Annotated in this window: 15 protein-coding genes and 1 pseudogene; 8 read left to right on the top strand and 8 right to left on the bottom strand. The window is 73.8% G+C overall.

Annotated features, from left to right (window positions below):
* Positions 1-181 precede the first annotated feature (181 nt).
* The 7 genes from OG349_RS03015 to OG349_RS02985 are packed head-to-tail and all read left to right on the top strand — an operon-like array spanning position 182 to position 20,327.
* Positions 182-1,585: an MFS transporter gene (locus OG349_RS03015; protein ID WP_327233082.1), complete on the top strand. Its 1,404-nt coding sequence runs from the start codon at positions 182-184 to the stop codon at positions 1,583-1,585.
* On the top strand, positions 1,569-5,147 hold the full coding sequence (locus OG349_RS03010) for an amino acid adenylation domain-containing protein (protein WP_327233081.1): 3,579 nt from the start codon (positions 1,569-1,571) through the stop codon (positions 5,145-5,147). The genes OG349_RS03015 and OG349_RS03010 overlap by 17 nt, the downstream gene beginning before the upstream one ends.
* Entirely contained in the window at positions 5,132-6,184 is a 1,053-nt protein-coding gene (locus OG349_RS03005; RefSeq protein ID WP_327233080.1) for a MupA/Atu3671 family FMN-dependent luciferase-like monooxygenase, read from the top strand. Before OG349_RS03010 ends, OG349_RS03005 begins: the two co-directional genes overlap by 16 nt.
* Positions 6,184-10,980, top strand: coding sequence for a non-ribosomal peptide synthetase (locus OG349_RS03000; RefSeq protein WP_327233079.1), 4,797 nt, complete (start codon positions 6,184-6,186; stop codon positions 10,978-10,980). The genes OG349_RS03005 and OG349_RS03000 overlap by 1 nt, the downstream gene beginning before the upstream one ends.
* Positions 10,977-14,984 carry a non-ribosomal peptide synthetase gene (locus tag OG349_RS02995; protein WP_327233078.1) on the top strand — a complete coding sequence of 1,336 codons (4,008 nt, stop codon included), beginning with the start codon at positions 10,977-10,979 and terminating at the stop codon, positions 14,982-14,984. The genes OG349_RS03000 and OG349_RS02995 overlap by 4 nt, the downstream gene beginning before the upstream one ends.
* Positions 14,985-14,988: 4 nt before the next feature.
* Entirely contained in the window at positions 14,989-18,282 is a 3,294-nt protein-coding gene (locus OG349_RS02990; protein WP_327233077.1) for a non-ribosomal peptide synthetase, read from the top strand.
* Complete coding sequence (locus tag OG349_RS02985) at positions 18,279-20,327, top strand: beta-ketoacyl synthase N-terminal-like domain-containing protein (protein ID WP_327233076.1); 2,049 nt, start codon at positions 18,279-18,281, stop codon at positions 20,325-20,327. The genes OG349_RS02990 and OG349_RS02985 overlap by 4 nt, the downstream gene beginning before the upstream one ends.
* A gap of 76 nt (positions 20,328-20,403) precedes the next feature.
* Here OG349_RS02985 and OG349_RS02980 read toward each other — a convergent pair whose 3' ends face one another.
* From OG349_RS02980 to OG349_RS02960, 5 genes are all read right to left on the bottom strand, one after another.
* Complete coding sequence (locus OG349_RS02980; RefSeq protein WP_327233075.1) at positions 20,404-21,195, bottom strand: thioesterase II family protein; 792 nt, start codon at positions 21,193-21,195, stop codon at positions 20,404-20,406.
* Positions 21,196-21,251: 56 nt separating this feature from the next.
* Positions 21,252-21,740: a hypothetical protein gene (locus OG349_RS02975; RefSeq protein WP_237530623.1), complete on the bottom strand. Its 489-nt coding sequence runs from the start codon at positions 21,738-21,740 to the stop codon at positions 21,252-21,254.
* 19 nt (positions 21,741-21,759) lie between these two features.
* A complete protein-coding gene (locus OG349_RS02970; RefSeq protein WP_327233074.1) occupies positions 21,760-22,002 on the bottom strand; it encodes a hypothetical protein in 243 nt (80 codons plus the stop codon).
* Positions 22,003-22,122: 120 nt separating this feature from the next.
* Positions 22,123-22,458, bottom strand: a complete 336-nt coding sequence (locus OG349_RS02965; RefSeq protein ID WP_327233073.1) for a hypothetical protein — start codon at positions 22,456-22,458, stop codon at positions 22,123-22,125.
* Positions 22,449-22,730, bottom strand: coding sequence for a hypothetical protein (locus OG349_RS02960; protein ID WP_327233072.1), 282 nt, complete (start codon positions 22,728-22,730; stop codon positions 22,449-22,451). The genes OG349_RS02965 and OG349_RS02960 overlap by 10 nt, the downstream gene beginning before the upstream one ends.
* Before the next feature lie 209 nt (positions 22,731-22,939).
* On the opposite strand from OG349_RS02960, the gene OG349_RS02955 reads away from it, so the two are divergent.
* Complete coding sequence (locus tag OG349_RS02955) at positions 22,940-23,428, top strand: beta-class carbonic anhydrase (RefSeq protein ID WP_327233071.1); 489 nt, start codon at positions 22,940-22,942, stop codon at positions 23,426-23,428.
* Here the strand turns inward: OG349_RS02955 and OG349_RS02950 are convergent.
* The 3 genes and pseudogenes from OG349_RS02950 to OG349_RS02940 all read right to left on the bottom strand — a co-directional run bounded on the left by OG349_RS02950 (position 23,412) and on the right by OG349_RS02940 (position 25,616).
* Positions 23,412-24,295 (bottom strand): annotated as a pseudogene (locus tag OG349_RS02950) (HoxN/HupN/NixA family nickel/cobalt transporter). The gene OG349_RS02955 and the pseudogene OG349_RS02950 sit on opposite strands and share 17 nt — an antisense overlap.
* Before the next feature lie 101 nt (positions 24,296-24,396).
* Positions 24,397-24,606: a CDGSH iron-sulfur domain-containing protein gene (locus OG349_RS02945; RefSeq protein WP_327233070.1), complete on the bottom strand. Its 210-nt coding sequence runs from the start codon at positions 24,604-24,606 to the stop codon at positions 24,397-24,399.
* Between the two features lie 2 nt (positions 24,607-24,608).
* Complete coding sequence (locus tag OG349_RS02940; protein WP_327233069.1) at positions 24,609-25,616, bottom strand: iron-containing redox enzyme family protein; 1,008 nt, start codon at positions 25,614-25,616, stop codon at positions 24,609-24,611.
* Positions 25,617-25,742: the final 126 nt, after the last annotated feature.

The following is a 25,742-nucleotide window of genomic DNA, read 5'->3' as shown; positions in this document are numbered from 1 at the left end:
GCAGGGATCCGTGGTGATCCGCGTGGAAAGCGAAAACCCTGGGGGATTGAGGCGTGGTTACCAACCCGTTCGAAAGCCGCGGTACGGCGTACCGGGCCCCGGTGGACAGGGGACCCGGATCGTGAAGGACGCCCGGAAAACAGCTGACATTCCCGGTGGTTTCGCCGGGATGGGGCCGCTCATGCTCGTCTGGTCCGGTCAGGCGGTGTCCCTGGTGGGCAGCGCCGCGGTCCGGTTCGCCTTCATCATCGAAGTGTGGTCGGCCGGCGAACAGGCGACCGCCGTCACGATCCTCTCCCTGTGCGCGATGCTCCCCCAGGCGGTGCTCAGTCCCATTGCGGGTGCGATCGTCGACCGGATCTCCAAGCGGGCCGCGCTCCAGCTCGCGGACGCCGGCGGCCTGGTCGTCGTGGGCTCCCTCGCCCTCCTCCACTACCTCGGCGCCCTCCAGTCCTGGCAGATATATCCGGCCACCGTGCTGCTCGGGGTGTGCGCCGCGTTCCAGTTCCCGGCCCTGTCCTCGGCCGTTCCCCTCCTCGTCCGCAAGGACCAGCTCGGCCGCGCCAACGGCCTGCTCGCCGGCGCCAAGAGCGCGGCCGGGATCGGCGGCCCCGCCCTGGGCGGCCTCCTCGTCGCGGTCTTCGGGATCGGCCCCACGCTCCTGGTGGACGTCGCGAGTTACGCGTTCGCGCTCATCGGGATCCGGGTCGTACGGCTCAAGGGCGACGTGGTCGTCAAGGACACCACCGGCGCGCCGCGGCGGCGGATCACGGCCGACGCGGTCGAGGGGCTGCGCTACCTGTTCCGGGTGCCCAGCCTGCGCGACCTGATCGTCAACTTCTGCCTGGTCAACCTGGTCATGGTCTTCGGCTTCGCCCTCATCTCGCCGATGGTGCTGCTGCGCGCCGACACCGGCGCGCTCGCCGCCGTGAACAGCGCGATCGGGATCGGCGGAGTGGCCGGCGCCCTGCTGATGGCGGCCTGGGGCGGCCCCAGGAACCGCGGCCGGGGCATGATGCTCGGCGTGGTCGGCATGTGCCTGTCCGGCCTGGTCGCGATGGGTCTGGCCGGCGGAGTGGCCGGCTGGTGCGTGGCGATCCTCATCGGCGCCCTGCTCATGACGACGGTCAACGCGTCCATGCAGGCGATCGTGCAGACCAAGGTCCCCCACGCGTGGCAGGGCCGGGTCTTCGGCGCGGTGATGTTCCTGTCGCAGATCTCCGTACCCCTGGCCATGGCGGTCTCGGGACCGCTCGCCGACCACGTCTTCGAACCGGCGGCGGCCGACGGCTCCGGGATCTTCACCGTGCTCGGGCCACTCGTCGGCGACGGTCCTGGCAGCGGTATGGCGGCCATGTTGTTCCTCGCCGGCGTCGGCGGGACCGCGATCGCCCTGTGGGGCCTCGCCAGCCGCTCCATCAGAGACATCGACGTCCTGCTGATCGACTTCGACGCACCCGAAGAGTTCGACGCACCCGAACAGCCGGAAGCGCGGAAGGAGCACGACGTGCCGGAGGCGCACGACGCGCCCCGCGAGGAGAGCAGCAGCCATCCAGGAGGTGAGCGCGATGAAGTGCACGCATGAGCGGTTCGAGGACCAGGCGGTACGGACGCCCGGCGCGACGGCCCTGATCCACGGTGAAGAACGCCTCGACTACGCGGGGCTCGACACCCGCGCCGACCGGCTGGCGGGCCTGCTCGTGGCGAGCGGCGTCCGGCACGGCGACACGGTCGGGGTGTTCCTGGAGCGCTCCACCGCACTGGTCGTGACCGTGCTCGGCATCCTCAAGGCCGGCGCCGGATACGTGATGCTCGACCCCGCCTTCCCCGCGGAACGGCTCCGGGCGATGGCGGCGGACGCGGAGATCGCCGCCGTGGTGTCGACCCGCGACGCCGGACCTGACGCGCTCGGCGTCCCCGAGGTCCACGTCGAGGACGCCCCGTCCGCGCCACCGCTGGCGCGCGGCACGGTCCCGGTCCGCCCCGGCGACATCGCCTGCGTGATGTTCACCTCCGGCTCGACCGGACGGCCCAAGGGCATCGCCGCCTCGCACCACGCCGTCACCGCCACCCTCACCGGACAGGACTTCGCCTCCTTCGGCCCCGGGTCCGTGTGGCTCCAGTGCGCGCCCCTGTCCTGGGACGCGTTCGCCCTGGAGCTGTGGGGCCCGCTCCTCAACGGCGGGACCTGCGTCCTGCACCCCGGACGGCGCCCCGAACCCTTCGTGATGGCACGGCTCGTCGCCGAGCACGGCATCACCTCCCTCTATCTCTCGTCCTCCCTCTTCAGCGTCATCGTCGACGAGTACCCGCAGGCGCTCGACGGACTGCGGGAACTGATCGTGGGCGGCGAGGCCCTCTCCGCCCCGCACGCGGCCCGCGCCCTGGAGCGCCACCCCGGCCTGCGGCTGAGCAACGGCTACGGGCCCGTCGAGTGCATGATCTTCCTCACCGTTCACCCGGTGACCCCGGAGGATGTGCGCGACGGCGGTCCCGTACCCATCGGCCGCCCGCTCGCCGGCAAGCGGCTGCACATCCTCGACGAGGAACTGAGCCCGGTACCCGACGGTGTGACCGGTGAGCTGTACGCCGCCGGGGCCGGGGTCGCCCGCGACTACCGGGGCCGGCCCGCGCTGACCGCCGAACGTTTTGTCGCGGCCCCCACGGGCGAGCGCCTCTACCGCACCGGCGATCTCGTACGCCGGGGCGCCGACGGCGTCCTCGCCTACCTCGGCCGGGCCGACAGCCAGGTGAAGATCCGGGGCTTCCGGGTCGAGCCGGGCGAGGTCGAGAGCGTCCTGGCCCGCCACCCGGCCATCGACCGGGCGGCCGTCGTCGCCCGCGAACACCCGGCCGGCGACCGGCAGCTGACCGCGTACGTCGTCCCGCGCGGCGGACGCCGGCAGGCGCCCCCGGCCGACGAGCTGCGCGCCTACGCCCGTACCGTCCTGGCCGACTACCTCGTCCCGGCCGCCTTCGTCCCGCTCGACGCCCTGCCCCTGACCCCCAGCGGCAAACTCGACCGGGCCGCCCTGCCGGAGCCCGGCCGCGCGGCGGCCGGCGCGGGACGCCCGGAGGCGGGCGGGACCGTGGCCGCCCTCTGCGGCCTCTTCGCCCAGGTCCTGCGCACCGGCCCGGTCGGCCCCGACGCCGACTTCTTCTCGCTGGGCGGCCATTCGCTGCTCGCGGCCCGGCTGCTGGGCCGGATCCACGCGACCCTCGGCGCCGAACTCGACCTCCGTACGCTCTTCGAGTCCCCCACCCCGGCGCTCCTCGCCCCGTACGTCGACACCGCGCCCCGGTCGTCCCCCGTACCGTCCGCCACCGCGCCCCGGTCCGGCACCCTCCCGGTCTCGCACGCCCAGCGCCGCCTGTGGTTCCTGGACCGGATCGGCGCGGGCGCCGCGTACAACCTGCCGATGCTGGTCCGCCTGCGGGGCGACGTCGACCCGGACGCGCTGAGCGACGCCCTGGCGCAGGTCGCCGACCGGCACGAGGTGCTCCGTACCGTCTTCGACGAGACCGACGGTTCCCCTGTACGGAGCGTACGGACCGGCGCGGAGGCGCGGCCTCCCTTCCAGCACGTCCGGCTGCCCGCCGCCGACGTGGCCGGGGAGTTCGAGCGCGAGGCCGCCCACCTGTTCGACCTGCGCACCGAACTCCCGCTGCGCGCCACCCTGTTCACCACCCGGGAGCGGCCGGACGAGCACGCGCTCCTGGTGCTGGTCCACCACATCGCCGGGGACGGCTGGTCGCTGCGCCCGCTGTTCCGCGACCTGTCCCGCGCCTACCGCGCCCGGGTCGAGGACGGCCGGGACACGTCCGTACTGCCCCCGCTCCCCGTCCCGTACGCGGAACACGCCCGCCACCAGCTCGACCGGCTCGGCTCACCGGCCGACCCGCACGCGCTGGCGGCCCGTCAGCTCACCTACTGGCGCAAAGAGTTGGACGGACTGGCCGCCGACGGGCCGCTGCTGCCCCGCCGTACCGGCCGCCCCGCCGTCCCCGGCCCCGCCGCCCGCGTGGTGGTACGCCACCTCGGCGCGGCGGCCCACGCCCGCCTGGTCGACGCCGCCCGCGCCCAGGGCGCCACCCTCTTCATGGCCCTGCACGCCGCCCTGGCCACGGTCCTGGTACGGGCCGGCGCCGGCGAGGACACCGCGATCGGCGCCCCGGTCGCCGGCCGGTCCGGCGACGGCAGTGTCGAGGACGTCGTCGGGTTCTTCGTCAACATGCTGGTCCTGCGCACCGACCTGTCCGGCGACCCCACGGCGGGGGAGCTGCTCGCCCGCGTCAGGGAGACCGACCTCACCGCCTTCGCCCACCAGGACGTGCCGTTCGAGGACGTGGTCGGCGCCCTCAACCCGCCGCGCACCCCGGGCCGTCAGCCGTTCACCGACGTGGTCCTCGCCCTCCAGAACAACGCGCGCGCCGAGGTCGCGCTGCCCGGCGCCGACCAGGGCGTCGAGGTCGTCCGTACCGGCGCCGCCCGGTTCGAACTGCTGGTGGACGTCACCGACTCGACCGCGCCCGACGGCACCCCGGACGGACTGACACTCACCTTCGAGTACCGCGAGGACACCTTGGACGCGGGCTTCGTCCACTGGCTCGCCGACACCCTCCCGCACGCCCTGGAAGCGGCCGCCGCCGACCCCGCCACCCCGCTCTCCCGCCTCGGCCTCGCCGCACCGCCCCGGCGCGCCGGCGTGGGCGACACCGTCGCCGTACCCACGCGGCCCTCTCCGCCCTCCGGAAGCGACCCGCGCCCCCTGACCGACCTGGAGCGCCGGACCGCCGCCGTGTGGTGCGAAGTCCTGGGCGTGCCGGGGGCCGGACTGCACGACGACTTCTTCACCCTCGGCGGCAACTCGCTGCGCGCGGTCCGGGTCGCGGCCCGCCTCAGCACCGACGAACGGCCCGTCACCGCAGCCCAGCTCTTCGCCGCACCCACCATCGCCGCGCTCGCCGCCGAGCTGGAGCGGCCCGCCGCCAGGACCGGACCCGTGGCGGCCCCCATCACACGCCGCCCCCGGGTGCCGCGCCGGCACGACGCCCCGACCCGGCAGCGCGAGACACCGGCGCGCCCGCACGAGAACCCGAACCGGCCCGGCACCCAACAGGAGGAGTGGCAGTGGACCTCAGTGTGATGTTCTTCGGTGCGGACAGCACCACCGCCGGGGAGACCCGGCACGCCGAGACGTACGAGGACATCCTCACCGTGGCCAGAACCGCGGACCGGCTCGGATTCCACGCCATCTGGACCCCCGAACGCCACTTCCAGCAGGTGGGACAGGTGTTCCCCAGCCCGCCGGTGCTCGGCGCGGCGCTCGCCGTCGCCACCGAGCGGATCGGTATCCGTGCCGGCAGTGTGGTCCTCCCGCTGCACCACCCGCTGAAGGTGGCGGAGGACTGGGCCGTCGTCGACAACCTCTCGCACGGCAGGGTGGGCCTGTCCGTCGCCACCGGCTGGCATTCAAAGGACTTCACCCTCGCCCCCGAGCAGTACGCGGACCGCAGGCGGACCGCCCTGGAGACGGTCCCCCGGCTGCGGGCCCTCTGGGCGGGCGAGCCCGCCGAGTACCCCGACGGCACCGGCACCCCGGTCTCCGTCGTGCCCCAGCCCCGGCCCGTCCAGGACACCCTGCCGCTGTGGATCACCACGTCCGGCAACCCGGAGACCTGGGAGGCCGCCGGACGGCTGCGCGCCGGAGTGCTCGGCGCGACCGTCGGACAGAGCAGGGACGAACTCGCCGACCGGATCGCCCGCTACCGCGCCGCCTGCGCCGAGGCCCCCGACCAGCGGGGCACCGACGCGCACGGCCGGGTCACGCTGATGGCCCACACCTATGTCGGCACGGACGACGCGGAGGTCCGGCGCCAGGCCGGCGCGCCCCTGCGGGCCTACCTCGCCTCGTACGTCCGCCAGACCGCCGCCAACCGGTCCGCGGACGCCGCGACCGCACGGCTCACCGACGAACAGGCGGCGATGCTCGCCGAGTTCGCGTTCGAGCGCTACCTGAGCTGGGGCAGTCTCCTCGGCTCACCCGGCCACTGCGCCAAGATGCTCGCCGATCTGGCCGAGCTGGGCGTCGACGAGGTCGCCTGCTTCATCGACTTCGGAATCGGACGGGACGACGTACTGGCCGGACTGCACCGGCTGGCCGAACTGAAAGAGACCCTGTGATGACTGCCCCCACCCTGTTCCGCGCGGCTCCCGGCGCGGCGACCCCCTCCATGGCCGACCGGTTCGGCGCCCTCGGCAGGGAGCAGCGCGTGCGCCTGATGCGCCGCCTCCTGGAAGCCGGCCGCGCCCGCGAGATACCCGCCGTCATACCCCCGCGCGACCCCGGCAGGCCGGTCCCCCTCAGCCCCGCCCAGCACGACCTGTGGGTGTACGACTCGCTCTATCCCGGCACGGCCGCGCTCAACCTGTGCTCCGCCTACCACTTCGACAGCCCCGCCGACCCGGCGCACCTGGAGGCGGCCCTGACGCTGATCCAGCGGAACCACGACATCCTGCGCACCCGGATCAGGACGGACGAGTCGGGCGGGCTGCACGTCGAGTTCCCCGACGAGGGCGCCTTCGACCTGGAGCGCGAGGACCTGCGGGGCACGGACACGAGCATCGACGAGGCCTTCGAGACCTTCCGCGCCCGCCCCTTCGACCTGGGCGGGGACAAGCTGATCCGGGCCCGGTTCGTCCGGGTCGACGAGCGGCGCTCCACCCTGATGCTCAGCCTGCACCACACCATCAGTGACTGGTGGTCGTTCGACGTGCTCCAGAACGAGTTCGCCCAGGCGTACGGAGCGCTGCGCGACGGCAAGGAGCCGCCCCTGACCCGGCCCGCCGTCCAGTACGCCGACTTCTCCTCCTGGCAGGACGAGTTGGCGGAGTCCGGGGTCTTCGGGGCCCGCCTCGACTTCTGGCGCCGCTACCTCGCGGACCCGCCCGGGCCGCTCACCGTGCCGGGCGGCGGCGGCACCCCCGTCACCTCGGGCGACGGCATCGCCCAGGTCCCCTTCCACATCGACGCGCCGACCGCCGCCGCCGTGCGCGCCCTGGCCCGCGAGCGCGGCGCCTCCGTGTACGTCGTCCTGATGGCGGCCTTCGCCGTCCTCGCGCACCGGGTCAGCGGCGCCGACGACCTGATCCTCGGCACCCCCATCGCCAACCGCGCGGCCAAGGGACTCGACCAGGTCATCGGGTACGTCATGAACGCCGTCCCGACCCGCTGGCGGGTACGGTCCGACCGCTCCTTCGCCGACGTGCTCGCCGGATTCGCCGTCGACTTCCCCGAGTTGATGGCCAACGCGGACGTCCCGGTCGGCCGGATCGTGTCGGCCGCCGCCCCGGAGCGCAGCGCGGGCCGGGCCCCGCTGTACCAGTGGGTGTTCATGCACCTGACGCAGCAGCCGAGCGTCTCCGTGATGAAGGAGTTCGCGGAGCCCGAGCGCATCCACACCGGCGGCGAGCACGACCTCGTCGGTGTCGTGAAGGACTGCGACGACGGCATGGAGGGCAGCTTCGGGCTCCGTACCGACGTCTTCGACCCCCAGGTCGTGGCCCGCTGGACCGAGTGCTACGTCGAACTCCTGCGGCGGATCACCACCGATCCGACCGCGCTCGTCGGCGACATCGACCTGGTGCCCGGCGCCATGCGAGGCCACCTGCTCGCCGACGCGGCGGGGCCCGCCGCGCCCGCCCCCGCCTCGCTGCCCGAGCTGGTGGCCCGTCAGGCGGCCCGCACCCCGGACGCGCCGGCCCTCGAATCCGGCGGAGAGACCCTCAGCTACGCCCAACTGACCTACCGTGTCGACCGGTTGGCACACCGGATGGTGCGGTACGGAGCAGGGCCCGGCCGGATCGTCGCCCTCGCCCTCGACCGGGGCACCGACTGGCCGGTGGCCGCACTGGCCGCCCAGCGCGCCGGCGCCGCGTACCTGCCCGTCGACCCGGCGCACCCCGTCGAGCGCGTGCGCCGCGTCCTCGCCGAGGCCGCACCCGTACTCCTGGTCACCGCACCGGGCGCCGAGCCGCTCGGCACGGACCTCCCGGCCCTGGTCCTGGACGAGAACGCCTGGGCGGTCCCGGACGAGGACACCCGGGCCGGTGAACCCCTGCTGCCGCCCGGCCACCCGGAAACCACCGGCGCCGCCCACGTCATCCACACCTCCGGCTCCACCGGCACCCCCAAGGGCGTGATCGTCACCCACGCCGGGGTGGCCGCCCTGACGGCAGGTCTCGTGGACGGCACCGCCCTCGGCGCCGGCAGCCGGGTCCTCCAGCTCGGACCGCCGACGTTCGACATCTCCGTCGGCGAGATGTGCCTGGCCTTCGGCTCGGGCGGCACCCTCGTCCTGCCGCCCCGGGGACCGCTCGTGGGCGACGCCCTTGCGGACGTACTGACCGAGCGGCGCATCTCGTGCGCCTTCGTCCCGCCGTCCGTGCTCGCCACCGTGCCGGCGGGACCCCACCCGGAGCTGCGCACCCTCCTCGTCGGCGCGGAGTCGTGCCCGCCGGACCTGATCGCCCGCTGGACCGCCGGAGGCCGGCGCCTCCACAACGCGTACGGGCCCACCGAGGCCACCGTCGTCTCCACCCTCTCCGCGCCCCTCGCCGCCGACGGCACCACCCCGCCCATCGGCAGCCCGCTGCCAGGCACCGGCGCCTACGTCCTCGACGAGCGGCTGCGCCCGGTACCCGCCGGGGTCAGCGGCGAGCTGTACCTGGCGGGACCCGCGCTCGCCCGTGGCTACCTGGGGCGCGCCGCGCTCACCGCCGAGCGGTTCGTCGCCGATCCGTACGGGCCGCCGGGCAGCCGCATGTACCGCACCGGCGACCTCGCCCACCGCGACCCCACCGGCATCACGCACTACCTCGGTCGCGGCGACGAGCAGGTGAAGCTGCGCGGACTGCGCATCGAACCGGGGGAGATCGCGGCCGCGCTGACCGAACACCCCACCGTGGACCGCGCGGTGGCCGTCGTACGGAACAGCAGGGCAGGAGTCGCACAGCTCGTCGCGTACGTCGTCCCCGCCCCCGGGAGCGAGATCGACCCGGACACACTGCTGCTCCACGCCGCCGGGCGGCTGCCCGCGGCCATGGTCCCCGCCGCTGTGGTGGCGCTCGACGCCCTGCCCCTGACGTCCGGCGGCAAGCTCGACCGGGGCGCCCTGCCGGCGCCCGCGCAGCGCTCCGACGAGACCGTACGGGCCCCCGGGTCGGCCCGCGAGGAGATCCTGTGCGGTCTTTTCGCCGGCCTCCTCGGCCTCGAACAGGCGGGCCCCGACGACGACTTCTTCCGTCTGGGCGGCGACAGCATCATGGCCATCCAGCTCGCGGTACGGGCCAGGGCGGCCGGTCTGGTGCTCTCCCCGCACGACGTGTTCACCGTCCGCACACCTGCCCGGCTCGCCGTGCTCGCCCGTACCCCGGACACCGGCCTCCCCCAGGAGGAGGACACCGGGTACGGGCGGCTGCCGCTCACCCCCGTGATGCGCTGGTGGCGCGAACAGGGCCCGGACACCTCGGCGTTCACCCAGTCCATGGTCTTCCCGGTGGCATCCGGTACCGGCCTCGGAACGCTCACGGAGGCCGTCACCGGCCTGGCCGCGCGCCACGCCGCGCTGCGGATGCGCCTGGTCGGCCACGCCCCCGCCGACTGGGAGCTGGAGGTGCCCGTCGAGGAGATCCCGGGCAACGCGCGCACCCTGCGCGTTCCCGTCGCCCCCGACGCCGATCTCCTCGACCGGGCACGCGCGTTGGCGGTCTCCACCGCCCTCCGTCCCGAGGACGGCGAGATGCTGCGGGCCGTCTGGCTCGACGCGGGACCCGGCCGCCCCGGCGCCCTGCTCGTCACCGTGCACCACCTGGCCGTCGACGGACTGTCCTGGCGGGTGATCGGCCAGGAACTCGCGGCGGCGCTCGGCCACCGGGACGAGGGCGACCCGGCCCCCGCGAAGACCACCTCGTTCACCCGCTGGTCCCGGCTGCTGTCCCAGGAGGCCGACCGGCGGCTCGGCGAACTCCCCTGGTGGGAAAGACAGCTGGCGGACGGGACGGCCCGGATCGCCGACGGCCGGGGAGCCGGCGAACGCCGGGAGACCCTCACCGTCGAGCTGGGCCCCGACCTCACCAGGAGCGCGCTCGTCACCCTGCCGGGTGCCTTCAACTGCCGCCCGGACGCGGTCCTGCTCACCGCGCTGACGGCGGCGGCCGTCCAGTGGCGGGGCACCGGGTCCGCCCTGCTGGTCCACCTGGAGGGCCACGGCCGCGAAGTGATCTCCGCGCCGGTGGACGTGTCCGGCACGGTCGGCTGGTTCACCTCGCAGTACCCGGTCCGCCTGGACCTCGGCGCCGCCGCGGTGCGGCCCGGCGGCCGGCCGGGGGAGGCGCTCAAGAGCGTCAAGGAACAGCTGCGGGGCGTGCCCGCGGGCGGCCTCGGCTGGGGCCTGCTGCGCTACCTCCACCCCACGACGGGGCCCGCCCTCGCCGCGCTCCCCGTCCCCGACGTCCGTTTCAACTACCTCGGCAGGTTCGCCGAGTCCGACGCGGCGGGCGGACGGCTGCTCGACGTCGGTCCCGAGGCCGTGCCCCTCGGCCACGCGCTGGAGGTGGACGTGCTGTCCCGCGAGGAGAACGGCGACCTCCTGCTGGAGGCGAGCTTCTCGTACGCGGCCGGGGTGTTCACCGAGGACGAGGTACACGCCCTGGCGGCGGCCTGGTCCGAGGCGCTCGGCGTCCTCGCGGACCACCGCGGTCCCGACGGCGGGGCGGGCCACACCCCGTCCGACTTCCCGCTGGTCGACCTCACCGGGGACCAGCTGGAACTGCTCGGCCAGGAAATGGACTTCGGCGACTTCGGAGACTTCGACGCGGAGTTCGGCACAGACACCGACACCGATCCCGACGGCGGCATCCACGACATGGACGGCACGGACGGCTCCGGAGCCTCCGCCCACCAAGGGGGACGACGATGAACGCGCGCATCGCGGACGTACTGCCACTCTCCCCGGTCCAGGAAGGACTGCTCTTCCACGCCGCCCGGGACACCGGCGGCCCCGACCCCTACCTGGTGCAGGCCCGCTTCCTGATCGGCCGCGCCGTCGCCACGGACGCGGTACGGGCCGGCGTCGGCGCCCTCCTCGCCCGCCACCCCAACCTGCGCGCCTGCTTCCGGCACGAGCGCCTCGACCGGCCCGTCCAGGTCGTCCCGAAGGCCGTCCGCCTGCCCTGGACCGAGGTGGACCTGACAGGACTGAGCCTGGACGACGTCACCGTAAGGACCGAGGAGGTGCTGCGCGAGGACGCGGCGCTCCGCTTCGACCTCGCCCGGCCGCCCCTGGTCCGCGCCACCTTCCTGCGGCACGACACCGGCGCCGAACTGATCGTGTCCTTCCACCACATCCTGCTCGACGGCTGGTCGCTGCCGATCCTCGAACGGGACCTCGTGGCCCTCGTCGCGGGCCGCCCGCTGCCGCCCCCCGTGCCCTACCGCGACTATCTGGTGTGGCTGAGCGGGCAGGACCAGCACAAGGCCGACACCGCGTGGGCCGAGGCGCTCGACGGCCTGGACCGGCCCGCGCTGCTGGCACCGGACGGCCCCGACACCGCGCCCGACCGGACGCGGACACGGCTGCCGGCCGCGCTCACCGGGACCCTGACCGCACGGGCCGCCGAGGCGGGCGTCACCCTCAACACCGTGGTACAGGTCGCCTGGGCGCTGGTCCTGGCCCGGCTGACCGGAGCCCGTGACCTGGTCTTCGGAGCGGTCGTCTCCGGACGCCCGCACGACCTGCCGGGCGTCGAGTCCATGGTGGGCCTGTTCATCAACACCCTGCCGGTACGGGTACAACTCCGGGACGGCGAGAGCGCGGGCGACCTGCTCCACCGGATCCAGGACGAGCAGTCCCGGCTGCTGGCCCATCACCACGCCCGCGTCGCCGAGGTGCAGCGGAACGTCGGGGCCGGTGAACTCTTCGACTCCATCCTCGCCTTCGAGAACTTCCCGCAGGACCCGGCGAGCCAGGACGGGCCCGACACGGTACGCCTGGTGACGGTGACGGACGCGACCCACTACCCGGTCACCATCGCCGCCGTCGCCGAGGAACGGATGCTGCTGTCGGTGAGCTGCCGCCGGGGAATCTCCGCCACCGCGATCACCCGCGGCGTCGTGCGCGTACTGGAACAACTCGCCGAGAATCCGCAGCGGTTGGCGCAGGACATCGACGCCCTCCCGCAGGCGGAACACGACCGGCTGCTCGCCCTCGCGGCAGGCCCGGCCCGCGCCGTCGCCGAACCCGCCACCATGACGGGGCGGTTCGCCGCGCAGGTGGCCCGTACGCCGGACGCGCCCGCCGTCGACACGGACGGCGAGATCCTCAGCTACGCGCGGCTCGACGCCGCGTCGGACCGGCTGGCCGGCCGGCTCGTCCTGGCCGGTGTGGCGCCGGGGGACACGGTGGCCCTCCTGCTGCCCCGGTCGGCGTCCGTGGTCGTGGCCCAGCTCGCGGTCCTCAAGGCCGGGGCCTGCTGGCTGCCGCTCGACCCGGCCCAGCCGTCGGAGCGGCTGGCCCGCCTGGTGAAGGCCGCGGCGCCCGTCCTCGCCCTCACCCTGGGCGCCTTCCCGGTCCGGCTCCCCCCGGATCTGCCGGTGGTGGACATGGAGGAGGAGCGCGCGGGACCCGGGGACTTCGACGGGGTCCCGGCCCATCCGGAGTCCGCCGCCTGCGTGATCTACACCTCCGGCTCCACCGGAGAGCCCAAGGGCGTGGTCGTCCCGCAACGGGCGATCACCGAACTGGCCGCCGACGGACGCTTCGCGGGCGGCGCGCACCGGCGGGTGCTGTTCCACAACCCGTACACGTTCGACGCCTCCACCTACGAGGTGTGGATCCCGCTCCTGAACGGCGGGACCGTGGTGGTCGCCCCCGCCGAGGCCGTCACCCCCGACCTCCTCAAGCGGGTGGTGCCCGATCGCGGGGTCACCGCGCTGATGCTCACGCCCGAACTGCTGCGTACCGTCGCGGAGATCGCGCCGGACGCGCTCTCGGGGCTCAGCGAGGTGTGGGCCGGCGGCGACGTCCTGGCGCGGGACACCGTGCGCCGGATCCAGGAACACTGCCCCGGCGCCGTGGTGGTCAACGGCTACGGACCCACCGAGACAACGGTGTTCGCCACCGCGCACACCGCCCCCACCACACACGTCACTCCCGCGCACACCGCTCACACCGACAGCGACCCGGGCGCCGTCCCCATCGGCCGCCCCCTGGACAACACCCGCGCCTACGTCCTGGACGCCGCGCTGCGCCCGATGCCCGCCGGCGCCACCGGCGAGCTGTACCTCGCCGGCACCGGCCTCGCCCACGGCTACCTCGGGCGCCCGGTGGCCACCGCCGAGCGCTTCGTCGCCGATCCCTACGGACCGCCGGGCAGCCGCATGTACCGCACCGGCGACCTCGCCCGGCATACGAGCGGCGGAGTCCTGGAGTTCGCCGGCCGCGCCGACGACCAGGTCAAGGTCCGGGGCTTCCGCGTCGAACCCGCCGAGGTCGAGGCCGCGCTGACCGGCTGCCCCGGCGTGGCGCGGGCCGTCGTCGGCGCCCGGCGCGACGCGACCGGCGGCAAACTCCTCGCCGCCTGGCTGCTCCTGGACGAAGGCGCCTGCGACGCGACGGACACGAACGCCACCCGCGACGAGCAGTGGCACCGCACCCTCGCCCGGGTCCGCGAACACGCCGCCCGGCACCTGCCCGCGCACCTCGTCCCAACCGTCTGGGCCCGCATCGACCACGTGCCGCTCACCCGCCACCACAAGGTCGACCGCGCCGCCCTGCCCGCCCCCGGACCCACCGGGGAGCAGGCGGTCTCCCGGGCCCCGCGCTCCGACCGAGAGAGGGAGCTGTGCGCCCTGTTCGGTACGGTGCTCGGCCTCCCCGCCGTCGGCCCGGACACCGACTTCTTCACCGCCGGCGGCCATTCCCTGACCGCGCTGCGCCTGAAGTCGAAGATCGAGACGGTCCTCGACGTACGGATCCCCGTCTCGGTCCTGTTCGACGCGCCGACCCCGGCCGCCCTCGCCGCCCGCCTCGACGCACCGGCCGCCGCCGGCGGCCGCGCCCCGCGCATCCCCCTGCGGTCCGCCCGGCAGCGCACCGGTCCGGCCGCGGGCTCCGGCGATCCGTCCGGGAACAGCCTGGAGCCGGTGCTCACCCTGCGCGCCGGGGGCGACCGTACCCCGCTCGTCTGCGTCCACCCGGGGCTCGGCCTCGGCTGGTCGTTCGCCAACCTGCTCCCGTACCTCGACCCCGCCCGCCCCGTGCACACCCTCCAGAGCCCGGCCCTGCTGACCGGGGTGGACCACCTCCCGCCCTCCATGGGCGGGATGGCCGACCTGTACGTGGCACGCCTCCGCGCACTCCTGCCGCACGGGCCGTACCTGCTCCTCGGCCGGTCCTTCGGCGGCGGCCTCGCCCACGAGATGGCGGTCCGGCTGCGCCGGGCGGGGGAGGAGGTCAGGATGCTCGCCGTGGTGGACGCCATGCCGATGCCGGACACCATCCTCGGCACCCCGCTGGACCCGGTGGCCGTCGAGGACGAACTGCTGCGCATCCTGCTCCAGAGCCACGCCCCCGACCTGCCCGTGCCGCCCGGACCGCTGGACCGCGCACGGGTGTTCGCCACGGTCCGCCGCAGCGGCTTCGACGCGCTGACCGACCCTCAGCTCCACGCCCTCGTCGACGTGGGGACCCACCACACCCGGGTCGTCCGGCACTGGAGCCCGACGCCCTACGAGGGGCGCGTGACGCTCTTCTCCGCCACCCGGGACACCTGGCCCACCCCGGCCGAGAAGACCGCTGCCTGGCGGCGGGTGGCCGCCGCGCTCGACGTGCACGACCTGGCCTGCGGCCACAGCGACGTCCTGACCCCGGGCCCGGCGGCCGAGATCGCCGCGGTCCTCGAAACCGCCCTCCGAGGGGACTGAACCGATGACCACCGACACCGTAGATCTCATCGACCTCCACGCCTGGGCGGGCGAGGAGTACGAGTTCCCCGCCTCCGACGCCCAGAGCCGCCTGCTCGTCCTCGACCAGATGGACCCCGGCACCGCCCAGTACAACGTGCCCGCCGCGTTCGCCGTGCGCGGTCCCTTCGACACCGCCGCGCTCCACCGCGCGCTGGACGCGCTCGTCGCCCGCCACGAGTCGCTGCGGACCGTCTTCCGTACCGCCGCCGACGGCACCCAGGCGCAGATCGTCTCCACCACCGGACGGGCGGGATTCGCGATCGAGCGGGACGTGCCGGCCGGCCGGGTGGACGCGCTGATCCGTACGGAGGCCGCCCGCCCCTTCGACACGGGTACAGGACCCCTCTTGCGCTGCACCGTGTACGCCGTGGACGACGGCACCCACCGGGTGCTGCTCGTCGCCCACCACCTGGTCTGCGACGGCTGGTCGCTCGGCCTCATGCTGGACGAGCTGTCCGCCGCGTACGGGCACGGGACCGGCGGCCCGCCGCACCGCCCGGCCCACCTCCCGCTCCAGTTCGCGGACTACGCCGCCTGGCAGCGCGAGCGCCAGGCCGACGGCGCGTTCAAGGACGCGGTGGCGCACTGGGCCGAGCGCCTGCGCGGCGCGCCCGCCGTCATCGAACTGCCGCTGGACCGGCCGCGCCCGCCGGTCCGTACCTCCGCCGGCGGTGTCGAGCGCTTCCTGCTCGACTCCGGGGTCAGAGAACGCCTGGCGGAGGTCGCCGCGGGCCAGGGCGCCACCCCGTTCATGACGATGTTCGCCGTGTACACCGCGTTCCTCGCCCGCATCTCGGGCCGCGACGACCTGGTCGTCGGCTTCCCGGTGTCGGGCCGCGACCGGCCCGAACTGGGCTCCATGATCGGCATGCTGACCAACACCCTGGCCCTGCGCGTCGACGTGTCGGGCGACCCGTCCCTCGACCGGCTCACCGGCCGCATCCGGGCCGCGCTGCTGGCGGCCAGGCCCCATCAGGACGCGCCGTTCGAGGCGGTGGTCGACGCCCTCGCCCCGGTCCGCGAGACCAGCCACGACCCCGTCGTGCAGGTGGCGCTCACCTACGACGACGAGGCGGAGGTCGCGCTGGACCTGTCCGGCGCCGACACCGAGCGGCTCGCCCTCACCCTGGACACCGCCAAGTTCGACTTCCTCCTCTTCGTGGAGCGGTGGGGCGCCGACCTGGCCGCCCAGTTCATCTACCGCGGCGACCTCTTCGACGCCGAGACGGTACGCCGCTGGACGGTCAACTTCCGGACCCTGCTGGACGGCCTTCTCGCCGACCCGGCCGCCCCGCTGTCCTCCGTCGACCTGGTGCCGGCCGACGAACGCCGCCGTACGATCGCAGGCGCCGACCGCGTCGCGGAGGCCGCGCCCCCGGACCGCCTGGTGCCCGACCTGATCGCCGACATCGCGGCGGCGCGCCCCGACGCCACGGCCCTGGTCAGCGGCGACCTGCGGCTCAGCTACCGCGACCTGCTCACGAGGGCCGACGCCCTGGCGGCCCGGCTGCGCGCGGCCGGCGTACGGCCCGGATTCCGCGTCGGCCTGCTCCTGCCCCGCTCGGCCGACCAGGGTATCGCGGCCCTCGCGGTCCTGCGCGCGGGCGGCGCGTACGTCCCGCTGGACCAGGCCCACCCGCCCGCCCGGCTCCGCCACATGGTGGAGAGCTCCGGCACCGGACTGCTCCTGACGGCCCGTGGGACCGCGGAGAAGGGGGAGCGTCTGGAGGTGCCGTGCGTCCGCCTCGACCGGCCGGCCGTCACCGACCCTGTCCTGCCGGGGACGGCCCCCGCCGGTACCGTCCGGGCGCCGGGCCCCAAGGATCTCGCCTACGTCCTGTTCACGTCAGGCTCCACCGGCGTGCCCAAGGGCGTCGCCGTCGAACACCGGGCCCTGGTCAACCTCACCCGCGCGGTACGGCACTCCTTCCCGGTCGACGCGGACGACCGGGTGCTGCAATTCGTGTCGTTCGGCTTCGACGTCGCCGTCTCCGACCTCTTCTTCCCCTGGGTCGCGGGCGCGGAGCTGCACATCCCCAGCGAGGACGAACGGATCGGCGAGGCCCTCCTGGACAAGCTCAGGGAGTCCCGCATCACCTATGTCTTCCTGCCGCCGTCCGCCGCGATGCTGCTGCCCGACCTCACCGGACAGCTGCCGGACCTGCGGACCGTCGGGGTCGGCGGCGAGGCCTGCCCGCCCGAGCTGGTCGAGCGGCTCAGCGCGCCGGGACGCCGGATCGTCAACGCGTACGGCCCCAGCGAGGTCACCGTCTACGCCACCACCGCCGACCTGGTGCCCGGCGAGCCCGTGGTGCTCGGCGGCGCGGTCGCCGGGGCCCGGGTCTACGTCCTGGACGGGCTGCTCAGGCCCGTCCCCACCGGGGTCGCCGGCGAGATCTACATCGCGGGCGCCTCCCTGGGCCGCGGCTACATCGGACAGCCCGGCATGACCGCGGAACGGTTCGTCGCCGATCCGCACGGCGCGCCGGGCACCCGGATGTACCGCAGCGGCGACCTCGGCCGGATCGACGCGGGCGGCCTCATCCACTACCTCGGACGCAGCGACCTCCAGGTCAAACTGCGCGGCGTACGCATCGAACTCGGCGAGATCGAGACCCTGTTGGCCGCCACCCCGGGCGTCGCCCTCGCGGCGGCCACCGTCCGGGGCACCGGCACCGAACAGCGCCTCGTCGCCTACGTCGTGGGCCGGGACGGGGCCGCGCCCCCGGACGCCGCGCTGCGCGCCCATCTCGTCACGAAGCTGCCCGGCTTCATGGTGCCCGAGGTGTTCGTACGCCTCGACGAGATGCCGCTCAGCCGCAACGGGAAGATCGACCGGGCCCGGCTCCCCGCACCCGCCGTCCTCCCGGCCCCGCAGGACGGCCCCACCGCCGTCGCGGGCACGCCCACCGAGCGGCTGGTGGCCGGGGTGTGGGCGCGCGTCCTGACCCTCGACCGGGTCGCCGTCCACGACAACTTCTTCGACCTGGGCGGCAATTCGGTACGGATGCTCAGCGTCCTGTCCGCCCTGCGCGAGCGGCCCGAGCTGGGCGACATCAGCCTGGTCGACCTGTTCCGCCACCCCACCGTCGTCACCCTCGCCGCCCACCTCGACCGCGCGAACGCCGCGCCCGCCGGACGGGCCGCCGCCCCCGCACACCCCGCCGAGACGGCCGCCGCGCGCGGCGTCGACCGGCACGCACGCCGCACCGCCGCCGCCCACCGACTCAGCTCCCGGAAAGGCTCCACACGATGACCGAGAAGGCAGCAGCCACCGACACCACCCCGGCCGAGTCCGCGATCGCGGTCGTCGGCATGAGCGGGCGCTTCCCCGGCGCCCCCGACCTGGACGCCTACTGGAGCAACCTGCTCGGCGGGGTCTGCTCGGTCACCGACTTCACCGAGGACGAACTCCTCGCCGACGGCGCCGACGCCCAGGAGGTGAGAAGCCGCGACTACATCCCGTCCAAGGGCTTCCTGCCGGACGCGGACCGCTTCGACGCCGAGTTGTTCGGCTTCAACCGGACCGAGGCCACGGCCCTCGACCCCCAGCACAGGCTGCTCCTCCAGACGGCCTGGGCCGCCCTGGAGGACGCGGGACGCAACCCGCAGGGGGGATCCGCGCGTACCGGCGTGTACGTCGGCGGCGGCTCCACCGAGCACATGCTGGCCGCCGCGACCGACCCCCGGCTCGCCGCGTCGATCGGGGCGCTGCAGGTCCGTATCCTCACCGACCGCGAGTTCCTCGCCCCGTGGATCTCCTACCGCCTCGGTCTGGAGGGCCCGAGCCTGACCGTGCAGACGGCATGCTCGACCTCGCTGACCGCCGTCCACCTCGCGGTGCAGTCGCTGCTGCTCGGCGAGTGCGACACCGCGCTGGCCGGCGGCGTCGCCGTGGACACGGTACGCAAGCGCGGCTACGTCCACACCCAGGGCGGGATCTTCTCGCCCGACGGCCGCTGCCGCCCCTTCGACGAGCGGGCCGGCGGCACCGTACCCGGCAACGGGGTCGGGGTGGTGGTGCTGCGGCGGCTGTCCGACGCGCTCGCCGACAACGACCCGATCAGGGCGGTCATCCGGGGCAGCGCCGTCACCAACGACGGCGCCACCAAGGTCGGGTTCACCGCGCCCGGCGTCGACCAGCAGACCGCCGCGATCGTGGAGGCCTGGGCCGCCGCCGGGCTCGACCCCGCCGACGCCCAGTACCTGGAGGCGCACGGTACGGCCACGGCGCTCGGCGACCGTGTCGAGGCGGCGGCGGCGACGTCCGCGTTCAAGGGGGCGCTGGGCACCGGCCGGATCGGCATCGGCTCGGTGAAGTCCAACCTCGGACACCTGGACGCCGCCGCGGGTGTGGCCGCGCTGATCAAGTCGGTTCTCATGCTGGAGCACGCGACCCTGGTGCCGAACGCCAACGCCGGCCGCCCGCACCCGGGCATGGCCTTCGAGGACTCGCCGTTCCACGTGGTCGACCGGGCCGCCGCCTGGGAGGAACCCGAACTCGGCCCGCGCCGGGCGGGTGTCAGCTCGGTCGGCATCGGCGGCACCAACGTGCACGTCGTCCTGGAGCAGGCGCCGGGGCGCGCCGCCGCCGGGGAGCCGGACGCCGGGTCCGTACCGGAGGTCCTGCTGCTGTCCGCCCGTACGAGAGAGGATCTCGCCGCCCTCGCCGGGCGGCTGGCGGCGGCGCTGCGGGCGCCCGGCGCCCCGTCCCTCGCGGACACCGCCCACACGCTGCGGGTGGGGCGCGCGCCGATGGACGTCCGCGGCTACGTACGGGCGGCCGACCTGGCGGGCGCGGCGGCCGGGCTGGCCGAACTGGCCGGGGGCGCCCTGGCCGCCGGTGGGCTCGATCCGCTGGGCGAGACCTGGCTCAGCGGCGGTCCCGCGCCCGAGGAGGGCGGCGGCCGGCGGGTCGCCCTGCCGGCATACCCCATCGCGGGCGAGAGCTTCGGCGCCTTCGACCTCGCCTCCCGCGCGGTCCGCGAGGAGCGGCCGGAACAGCCGGAGGAAGCGGGCGAGTCCGGCGCCGGCCTGGAGCAGGCCGTCCGCGCGCTGCTCGCCGAGGCCCTGGGCCTGGAGGACGCGGACGACCCGGAGATGACGTACTTCGCGGCCGGCGGCGACTCCCTGACCGCCGTCCACCTGGTGGGCTGCCTGCGGGACGACTTCGACATCGACGTCCCCATCACGCTGTTCCTGGAGCAGCTGACCCTGCACGAGATGGCGCGCCGGATCGCGGCGGCCCGCGACGGGGACGACTCGCTCGACGCGCTGCTGTCGGAGTTCGAAGCGGAGTGATTCCCGCTCACGTAAAGGGCCTGGGGCCGAATCCCGGAAGGGATTCGGCCCCAGGCCCTTTACGGCGGCGTAAGCCTCAGACGGACGTGCTGCCGGAGCCGGTACGTGTGGCGGTACGGCCCGGACCCCCGGCCCCCGCCCCCGCCACGGACGCGGCGACAAGATCCGCCACGTACGGCAGGTGGTCGCCCAGGAAGAAGTGCCCGCCGGGCAGCACGTGCCGCTCGAACGGGCCCTCGGTCTCGCGCTCCCAGGCCAGTACGCGCTCGGCGTCCACCCGTGGGTCGTCGTCCCCGGTCAGCGCGGTGACCGGGCAGCCCAGCGCGGGCCCCGGGCGGTGCGTGTGGGCGAAGAGCATGGCGTAGTCGGCGCGCAGCGGCGGCAGGGCCAGTTCGAGGATGTCCGGGTTGCTGAGCAACTCGTCCTCCGTGCCGGACAGCAGCCGCATCTCCCCGATCAGGTCCTCGTCGGTGGGCGGGTTCGGCAGTCGCGGCCGCTGGGCCAGCGCCGGACCCTCACGCCCCGAGACGAACAGCGCCACAGGACCCCGCCCCTCCCGTTCGAGCCGGCGCGCGGTCTCGAACGCCAGGATCGCGCCCATGCTGTGGCCGAACAGCACCAATGGCCGGTCCCCGTCCGCGGGGAGTCCGGCCACGACGGCGTCCACAACGTCGCCGAGCCGTTCGGTGAACGGCTCGGCGAAGCGGTCGTGCCGCCCGGGGTACTGCACGACCAGTGTTTCCGCCGTCCCCCCGACCGCGATCGACAGCGGCAGATAGGCGCCCGCCGAACCACCGGCGTGCGGGAAGCACAGCAACCGCGCCCCGGCTTCGGGAGCCGGGCGGAAACACCGTGTCCAGTTGTCCACAACATCCCTTCTCTCGTTTGGGGTCGGTCCCGGTCCTGATCCGGTACCGGGCCCGCTCACCGTCCCGCTGCGACCCAGCTTTCCAGCTGTTCACGGGTGGTGGCGGGGTCCGCGACGAGAACGGTGAGTTCGTCGTCGCGGGAGTTGAGGGTGGAAATGGCCGGGCAGCGGTGGCAGGCCTCGACTCCGGTCTGGTTCCACCACTTGCAGTGCGGTCGGAGGTGGCACCGTGGCACCGCGCTCGCGCCGGTCCCGGCCGGCACGGTCTTGATGCGCTCGATCAGACCGCAGGCCTCACCGACCCGGTTCGCGCAGTCCGACACGCAGTGCGAGGCGAACCGGAGCACCCGGCTGGGTGCGATTCCCTCGGGGATGCTGCCGAGTACGTCGGCCGCCGGTACGGGTTCCGCCAGGTAGACGACCTGATCGCCGTCCCCCGACCGGACGCCGAGGACAACGCTCTCCGGGCGGCTCGCATCGCCGCTCGGACACCAGGCGACAGGGGTCTCCCGCACGTCCTGAGCACGGTCCGCTGAGCTGTCCACGGTGCTCACCTCCATTTCGTCAGCAGGAAAGGGCGCGGGTGCTCGCCGTGACTTCGGAGATCATCCCGACGACGATGACGCCACCGGTGTCCCCCTTCTCCTCCGCTGTGGCGACCGCCTGCGCGATGCTCGCCGCGAGCTGCTCCTGCGACGTGATGCGCTCGGGACGCGGGGCCGCGGCGGCGGAGGCGGTGCCGCCCGCCGTCACGAGCCCGGTCACGAGCGCCACGGCCGCCGCTGCCGTACGAAGGTTGTTGTTCATTCGTCTCCTCCATGAAGTCGTGTGACGGGTACAGGAGTTGACGCTAGAACCCGGGAACGCCCCGGATCGGCAGTTGCGGCGGCACCTTCGCACGGGCGTGGCTGCCTGCCCGGCGCACGCTCAGCGGGCGGGGCCGCCCGCGCACCCGGGGTCGGCCACGATCACCTGGTGGGCCGGGATGATCTCGACCTCCTTCTCGTCGTCGTCCCGGTTCTGGAAGGACCGGGTGGTCGTGTAGGCGCGCTGTCCCTCGCCGGCACACTTGGTGGCGAGGTTCCCGAACCGGTCCGGGAAGTTGAAGACCTCCGCCGCGGTGTCGTCGCCCGCGCGCCCGCTCACCGGCGCGTCCGCCTTGCCGCGCTCCTCGTAATGTTCCCGCGAGCAGCCCGCCGTCAGCGCCAGGAGCGCGCAGACGGCGACGGCGGCCGAGGCCCGTCCCGCCGGCCTCACCCGCATGAACTGTCCTTGACTATCTGGACGTTGGACGGGCCGGTGGCGTTGGTGGTGACGTACGCGCGGTTCCCGTGGCCGACACACTTGGTGGCGAGGTTCCCGAACCCGTCGGGGAAGTTGAACACCTCCGCAGCGGTGCTGTCGCCCTTGTTCCCCTGCACGGGCGCGTCCCCCTTGCCGCGCTTGTCGTCGTACTCCTGCGAGCACGCGGACAGGGCGAGAAGCGCCGTCGTGGCCAGGACCAGACCCGTGATCGTTCTGACGTTCCGTCGCATGCGTTCTCCCCGTTCTCGAACCGTGGACCATGATGGCGACCGGAGCCGGGGCACGGTCAAGGGAGTTGAGCGACCTCAGAGGTTCGGTGTCGGACATGTCCCGATTGTTGACATCGTGTTGCATTCCTGTGGCCGGGCAGAACGTCGCTTCTGTGGGCGAATCGCGGCGCCGTATCGTGACGGTTCCGCCAAGAGGAAGCAGGACCGACGTGACCGTCACCGACGAGTACCTGGCCAACAACGAGTCCTACGCGGCCGCCTTCGCCGGACCGCTCGCCCTCCCCCCGTCCCGCCGTCTCGCGGTGGTCGCCTGCATGGACGCCCGTATCGACGTGTACCGCGTCCTCGGCCTGAAGGAGGGCGAGGCCCACGTCATCCGCAACGCCGGCGGTGTGGTCACCGACGACGTCATCCGCTCTCTGACGATCAGTCAGCGACTGCTGGGCACCACGGACATCCTCCTCATCCACCACACCGACTGCGGCATGGTCACCTTCACGGACGACGCCTTCAAGCGGCAGATCGAGGAGGACACCCACATCCGTCCGTCCTGGGCCCCGGAGGCGTTCCCGGACGAGGAGAACGACGTACAGCAGTCGGTGCGCCGCATCAGGGCCAGCCCGTTCGTGCCCCACAAGAGGAACGTCCGCGGGTTTGTCCTCGACGTGGCCGGCGGAAAGCTCAGGGAAGTGGTGTGACGTCCTTCTCCCCGCTGCCGCCGTGCAGTCCGGCCGTCCACTTCTCCTCGATGCGGCCGAACTTCCACACCGCCATCGCGACGAGCCAGGTGGCGAAGAAAAGCCCGGCGATCACACATCCGACGATGGTGAGATCCAGTCCGCCCACCCAGTCCCAGAAGACCCCGTGCAGCCCCAGCTTCTCGGTGAGCAGGCCGAGCAGTTCCACGGTCCCGATGATGAGCGCGACGGCGACCGACAGCCGGTGATGGTGAGGTTGTAGTAGACCTTGCGGACCGGCTTGGAGAAGGCCCAGCCGTACGCGAAATTCATGAACGAGCCGTCGATGGTGTCCAGCAGGGACATCCCGGCGGCGAAGAGCACCGGCAGGCACAGGATCGCGTACCACGGCAGCCCGGAGGCGGCGCCGGACCCGGCCAGCACCAGCAGCGCGATCTCCGTGGCGGTGTCGAACCCCAGCCCGAACAGCAGCCCGAGGGGATACATCTGCCACGGCTTGGTGATCGACTTCATCAGCCGCCCAATGACCGAGGGAGAACCAGAAACCCACCGACAGCGGACGCTTGTCCTCGTTCATCAGCTTGCGGGTCGTGTGTCGATGGCCGCGATGTGATCGGCGTCGAAGGCGTGCCGCAGGCCCAGCGTGTACGCGGTCACGCCGATGCCGACGCCGAACGACTTCGTCCCGGCGCTGTGGGGTTCGGGGGCCACGATCGCCACCAGCGTGAACCAGCCGATCACATGCAGCGCCAGGACGAACGCGCCCATCCCGCCGAGCCGCGTCCACTCCTCACGGGTCATCAAGGCGCGCAGCCGCCGCCACCGCGATCCGGGGGCCGGCCGCGGCGGGGCGGAGGCGATCGTCATGGGGCTGCTTTCCTCGGTCCGTGTACGCTCCATCCACCCGATGGCCCAGGAACCGCAACTGCAACAAAGTCGCAGTAAAGCCGGGAAGCCGCCGGGCGGGATCAGCCGCGGGTACGTCTCCGGTGACTGGTGTCGCACCACGGGAAACGCCGGCTGCGCCGGCAGGTGCACAGCGCGACCCGGAACCGGTCCGAGGTGGCGGTCGTGCCGTCGTCCAGCTCCACCGTCACCGGTCCGTCGACCAGCGTGGGCCCTTCGCGCTGCACGCGGAGCCGGACGGGCTCCGGCTCGTCGGCGGGTTCGCGCGCCACGCTCACCGTCCCCCGCCCGGGCCGGTACGCAACGACGTGCCGCCCGCCCGCCAGCACCCCAGCAGGCGCTCGCCGAGCCGGCTCTCCAGGTACGTCGTCGCGTCGACCCCGAAGGCGACGTCCGGCGCGAGATGCGGCTCCTCCTCCAGCAGCCCCCCGACCACCTCGTGCCGCATGACCTGCTCGTGCACGGCGTCCGCCTCCACGTGCTCGGTGTGGAAGAACTCCGCCGCCGGGCCCGCCCCCGTCCGCTTCATCGCCAGCGCCAGCCGCCGGGAACCGGGCGACGACGTGATCTCGACGCTCGCGTAGTGCCCCACCAGCGCGCCCCGCAACTCCCGGTGCAGCCCCAGCAGGGACATCAGATTGACGGTGGCCAGCATCTCCGCGCACGCCGCGTCGAGATAGCGGCCGTACGCCGGATCCAGGTCCAGGTCGGTCATCAGCTCCGCGAACAGCCGCGCGTGCACCCGCTCCGCCCGGCCCGCGCCGAACTCGTCGAACTCCACCGCCGCCATGCCGGCCTTGGCCCGGCCCCACAGCCTCGGCAGCACCCAGGCGTGCGGATCGGCCTCCTTGAGGTGGTAGAGCGAGCGGTGGACCGCGTACTCCCGCACCTGCCACAGCTCGCCGTCGTCCTGGAGGAACAGGGACACGTCCGTCCCCCCGTCCCGTACCGGCTCGACCAGCAGCTCGGCCATCGCCGCCGCGGGGTCGTCGTGCCGGGAGGCGTCCCGGCGCAGGGCGTCCAGGAACCGTTCCTCCAGACCGGCCCGCGCCGCCAGCAGGGCGGGGTCCCATTCGAGGGAGGCGTCCACCCCCGCGAAGCCCCGGTAGTGCAGTTCGTAGCAGACGTACAGCGCCAGCTGGAGGTCGTCCCCGTACGGATCCGCCGTGCGCGCCGCCGCACGCCCGGGCGGTGCGCCCCCGTCGCGCAGGAAGCCGGTCACCGCCGCGGACAGCTCACCGCGCGCGGCCGGCAGCGCGGGGCCGTGTGTGTCGATTGCCATGACACACCTCTACCCGCTGATCTCCACAGACTGACCGGTAAAACGGTATTTGATGCGTTTTGGTCCAGCTGACCGAAGGCCGGACGGGAATGAGCCACCACCCGCATGAGTTTCACGCCGTGCGGT

The organism is Streptomyces sp. NBC_01317 (assembly GCF_035961655.1).
Lineage (GTDB): Bacteria > Actinomycetota > Actinomycetes > Streptomycetales > Streptomycetaceae > Streptomyces.
Note: the sequence above shows the minus strand (reverse complement) of the source record. Positions and strands in the feature narration are given on the sequence as shown.

Coding starts and splice junctions, on each gene's coding strand:
- OG349_RS02970 (WP_327233074.1), bottom strand. CDS start 22,002: ATGAACAACAACCTTCGTACGGCAGCGGCGGCCGTGGCGCTCGTGACC.
- OG349_RS02960 (WP_327233072.1), bottom strand. CDS start 22,730: ATGCGACGGAACGTCAGAACGATCACGGGTCTGGTCCTGGCCACGACG.
- OG349_RS02940 (WP_327233069.1), bottom strand. CDS start 25,616: ATGGCAATCGACACACACGGCCCCGCGCTGCCGGCCGCGCGCGGTGAG.
- OG349_RS03010 (WP_327233081.1), top strand. CDS start 1,569: ATGAAGTGCACGCATGAGCGGTTCGAGGACCAGGCGGTACGGACGCCC.
- OG349_RS03015 (WP_327233082.1), top strand. CDS start 182: ATGCTCGTCTGGTCCGGTCAGGCGGTGTCCCTGGTGGGCAGCGCCGCG.
- OG349_RS02995 (WP_327233078.1), top strand. CDS start 10,977: ATGAACGCGCGCATCGCGGACGTACTGCCACTCTCCCCGGTCCAGGAA.
- OG349_RS02990 (WP_327233077.1), top strand. CDS start 14,989: ATGACCACCGACACCGTAGATCTCATCGACCTCCACGCCTGGGCGGGC.
- OG349_RS02985 (WP_327233076.1), top strand. CDS start 18,279: ATGACCGAGAAGGCAGCAGCCACCGACACCACCCCGGCCGAGTCCGCG.
- OG349_RS02965 (WP_327233073.1), bottom strand. CDS start 22,458: ATGCGGGTGAGGCCGGCGGGACGGGCCTCGGCCGCCGTCGCCGTCTGC.
- OG349_RS03000 (WP_327233079.1), top strand. CDS start 6,184: ATGACTGCCCCCACCCTGTTCCGCGCGGCTCCCGGCGCGGCGACCCCC.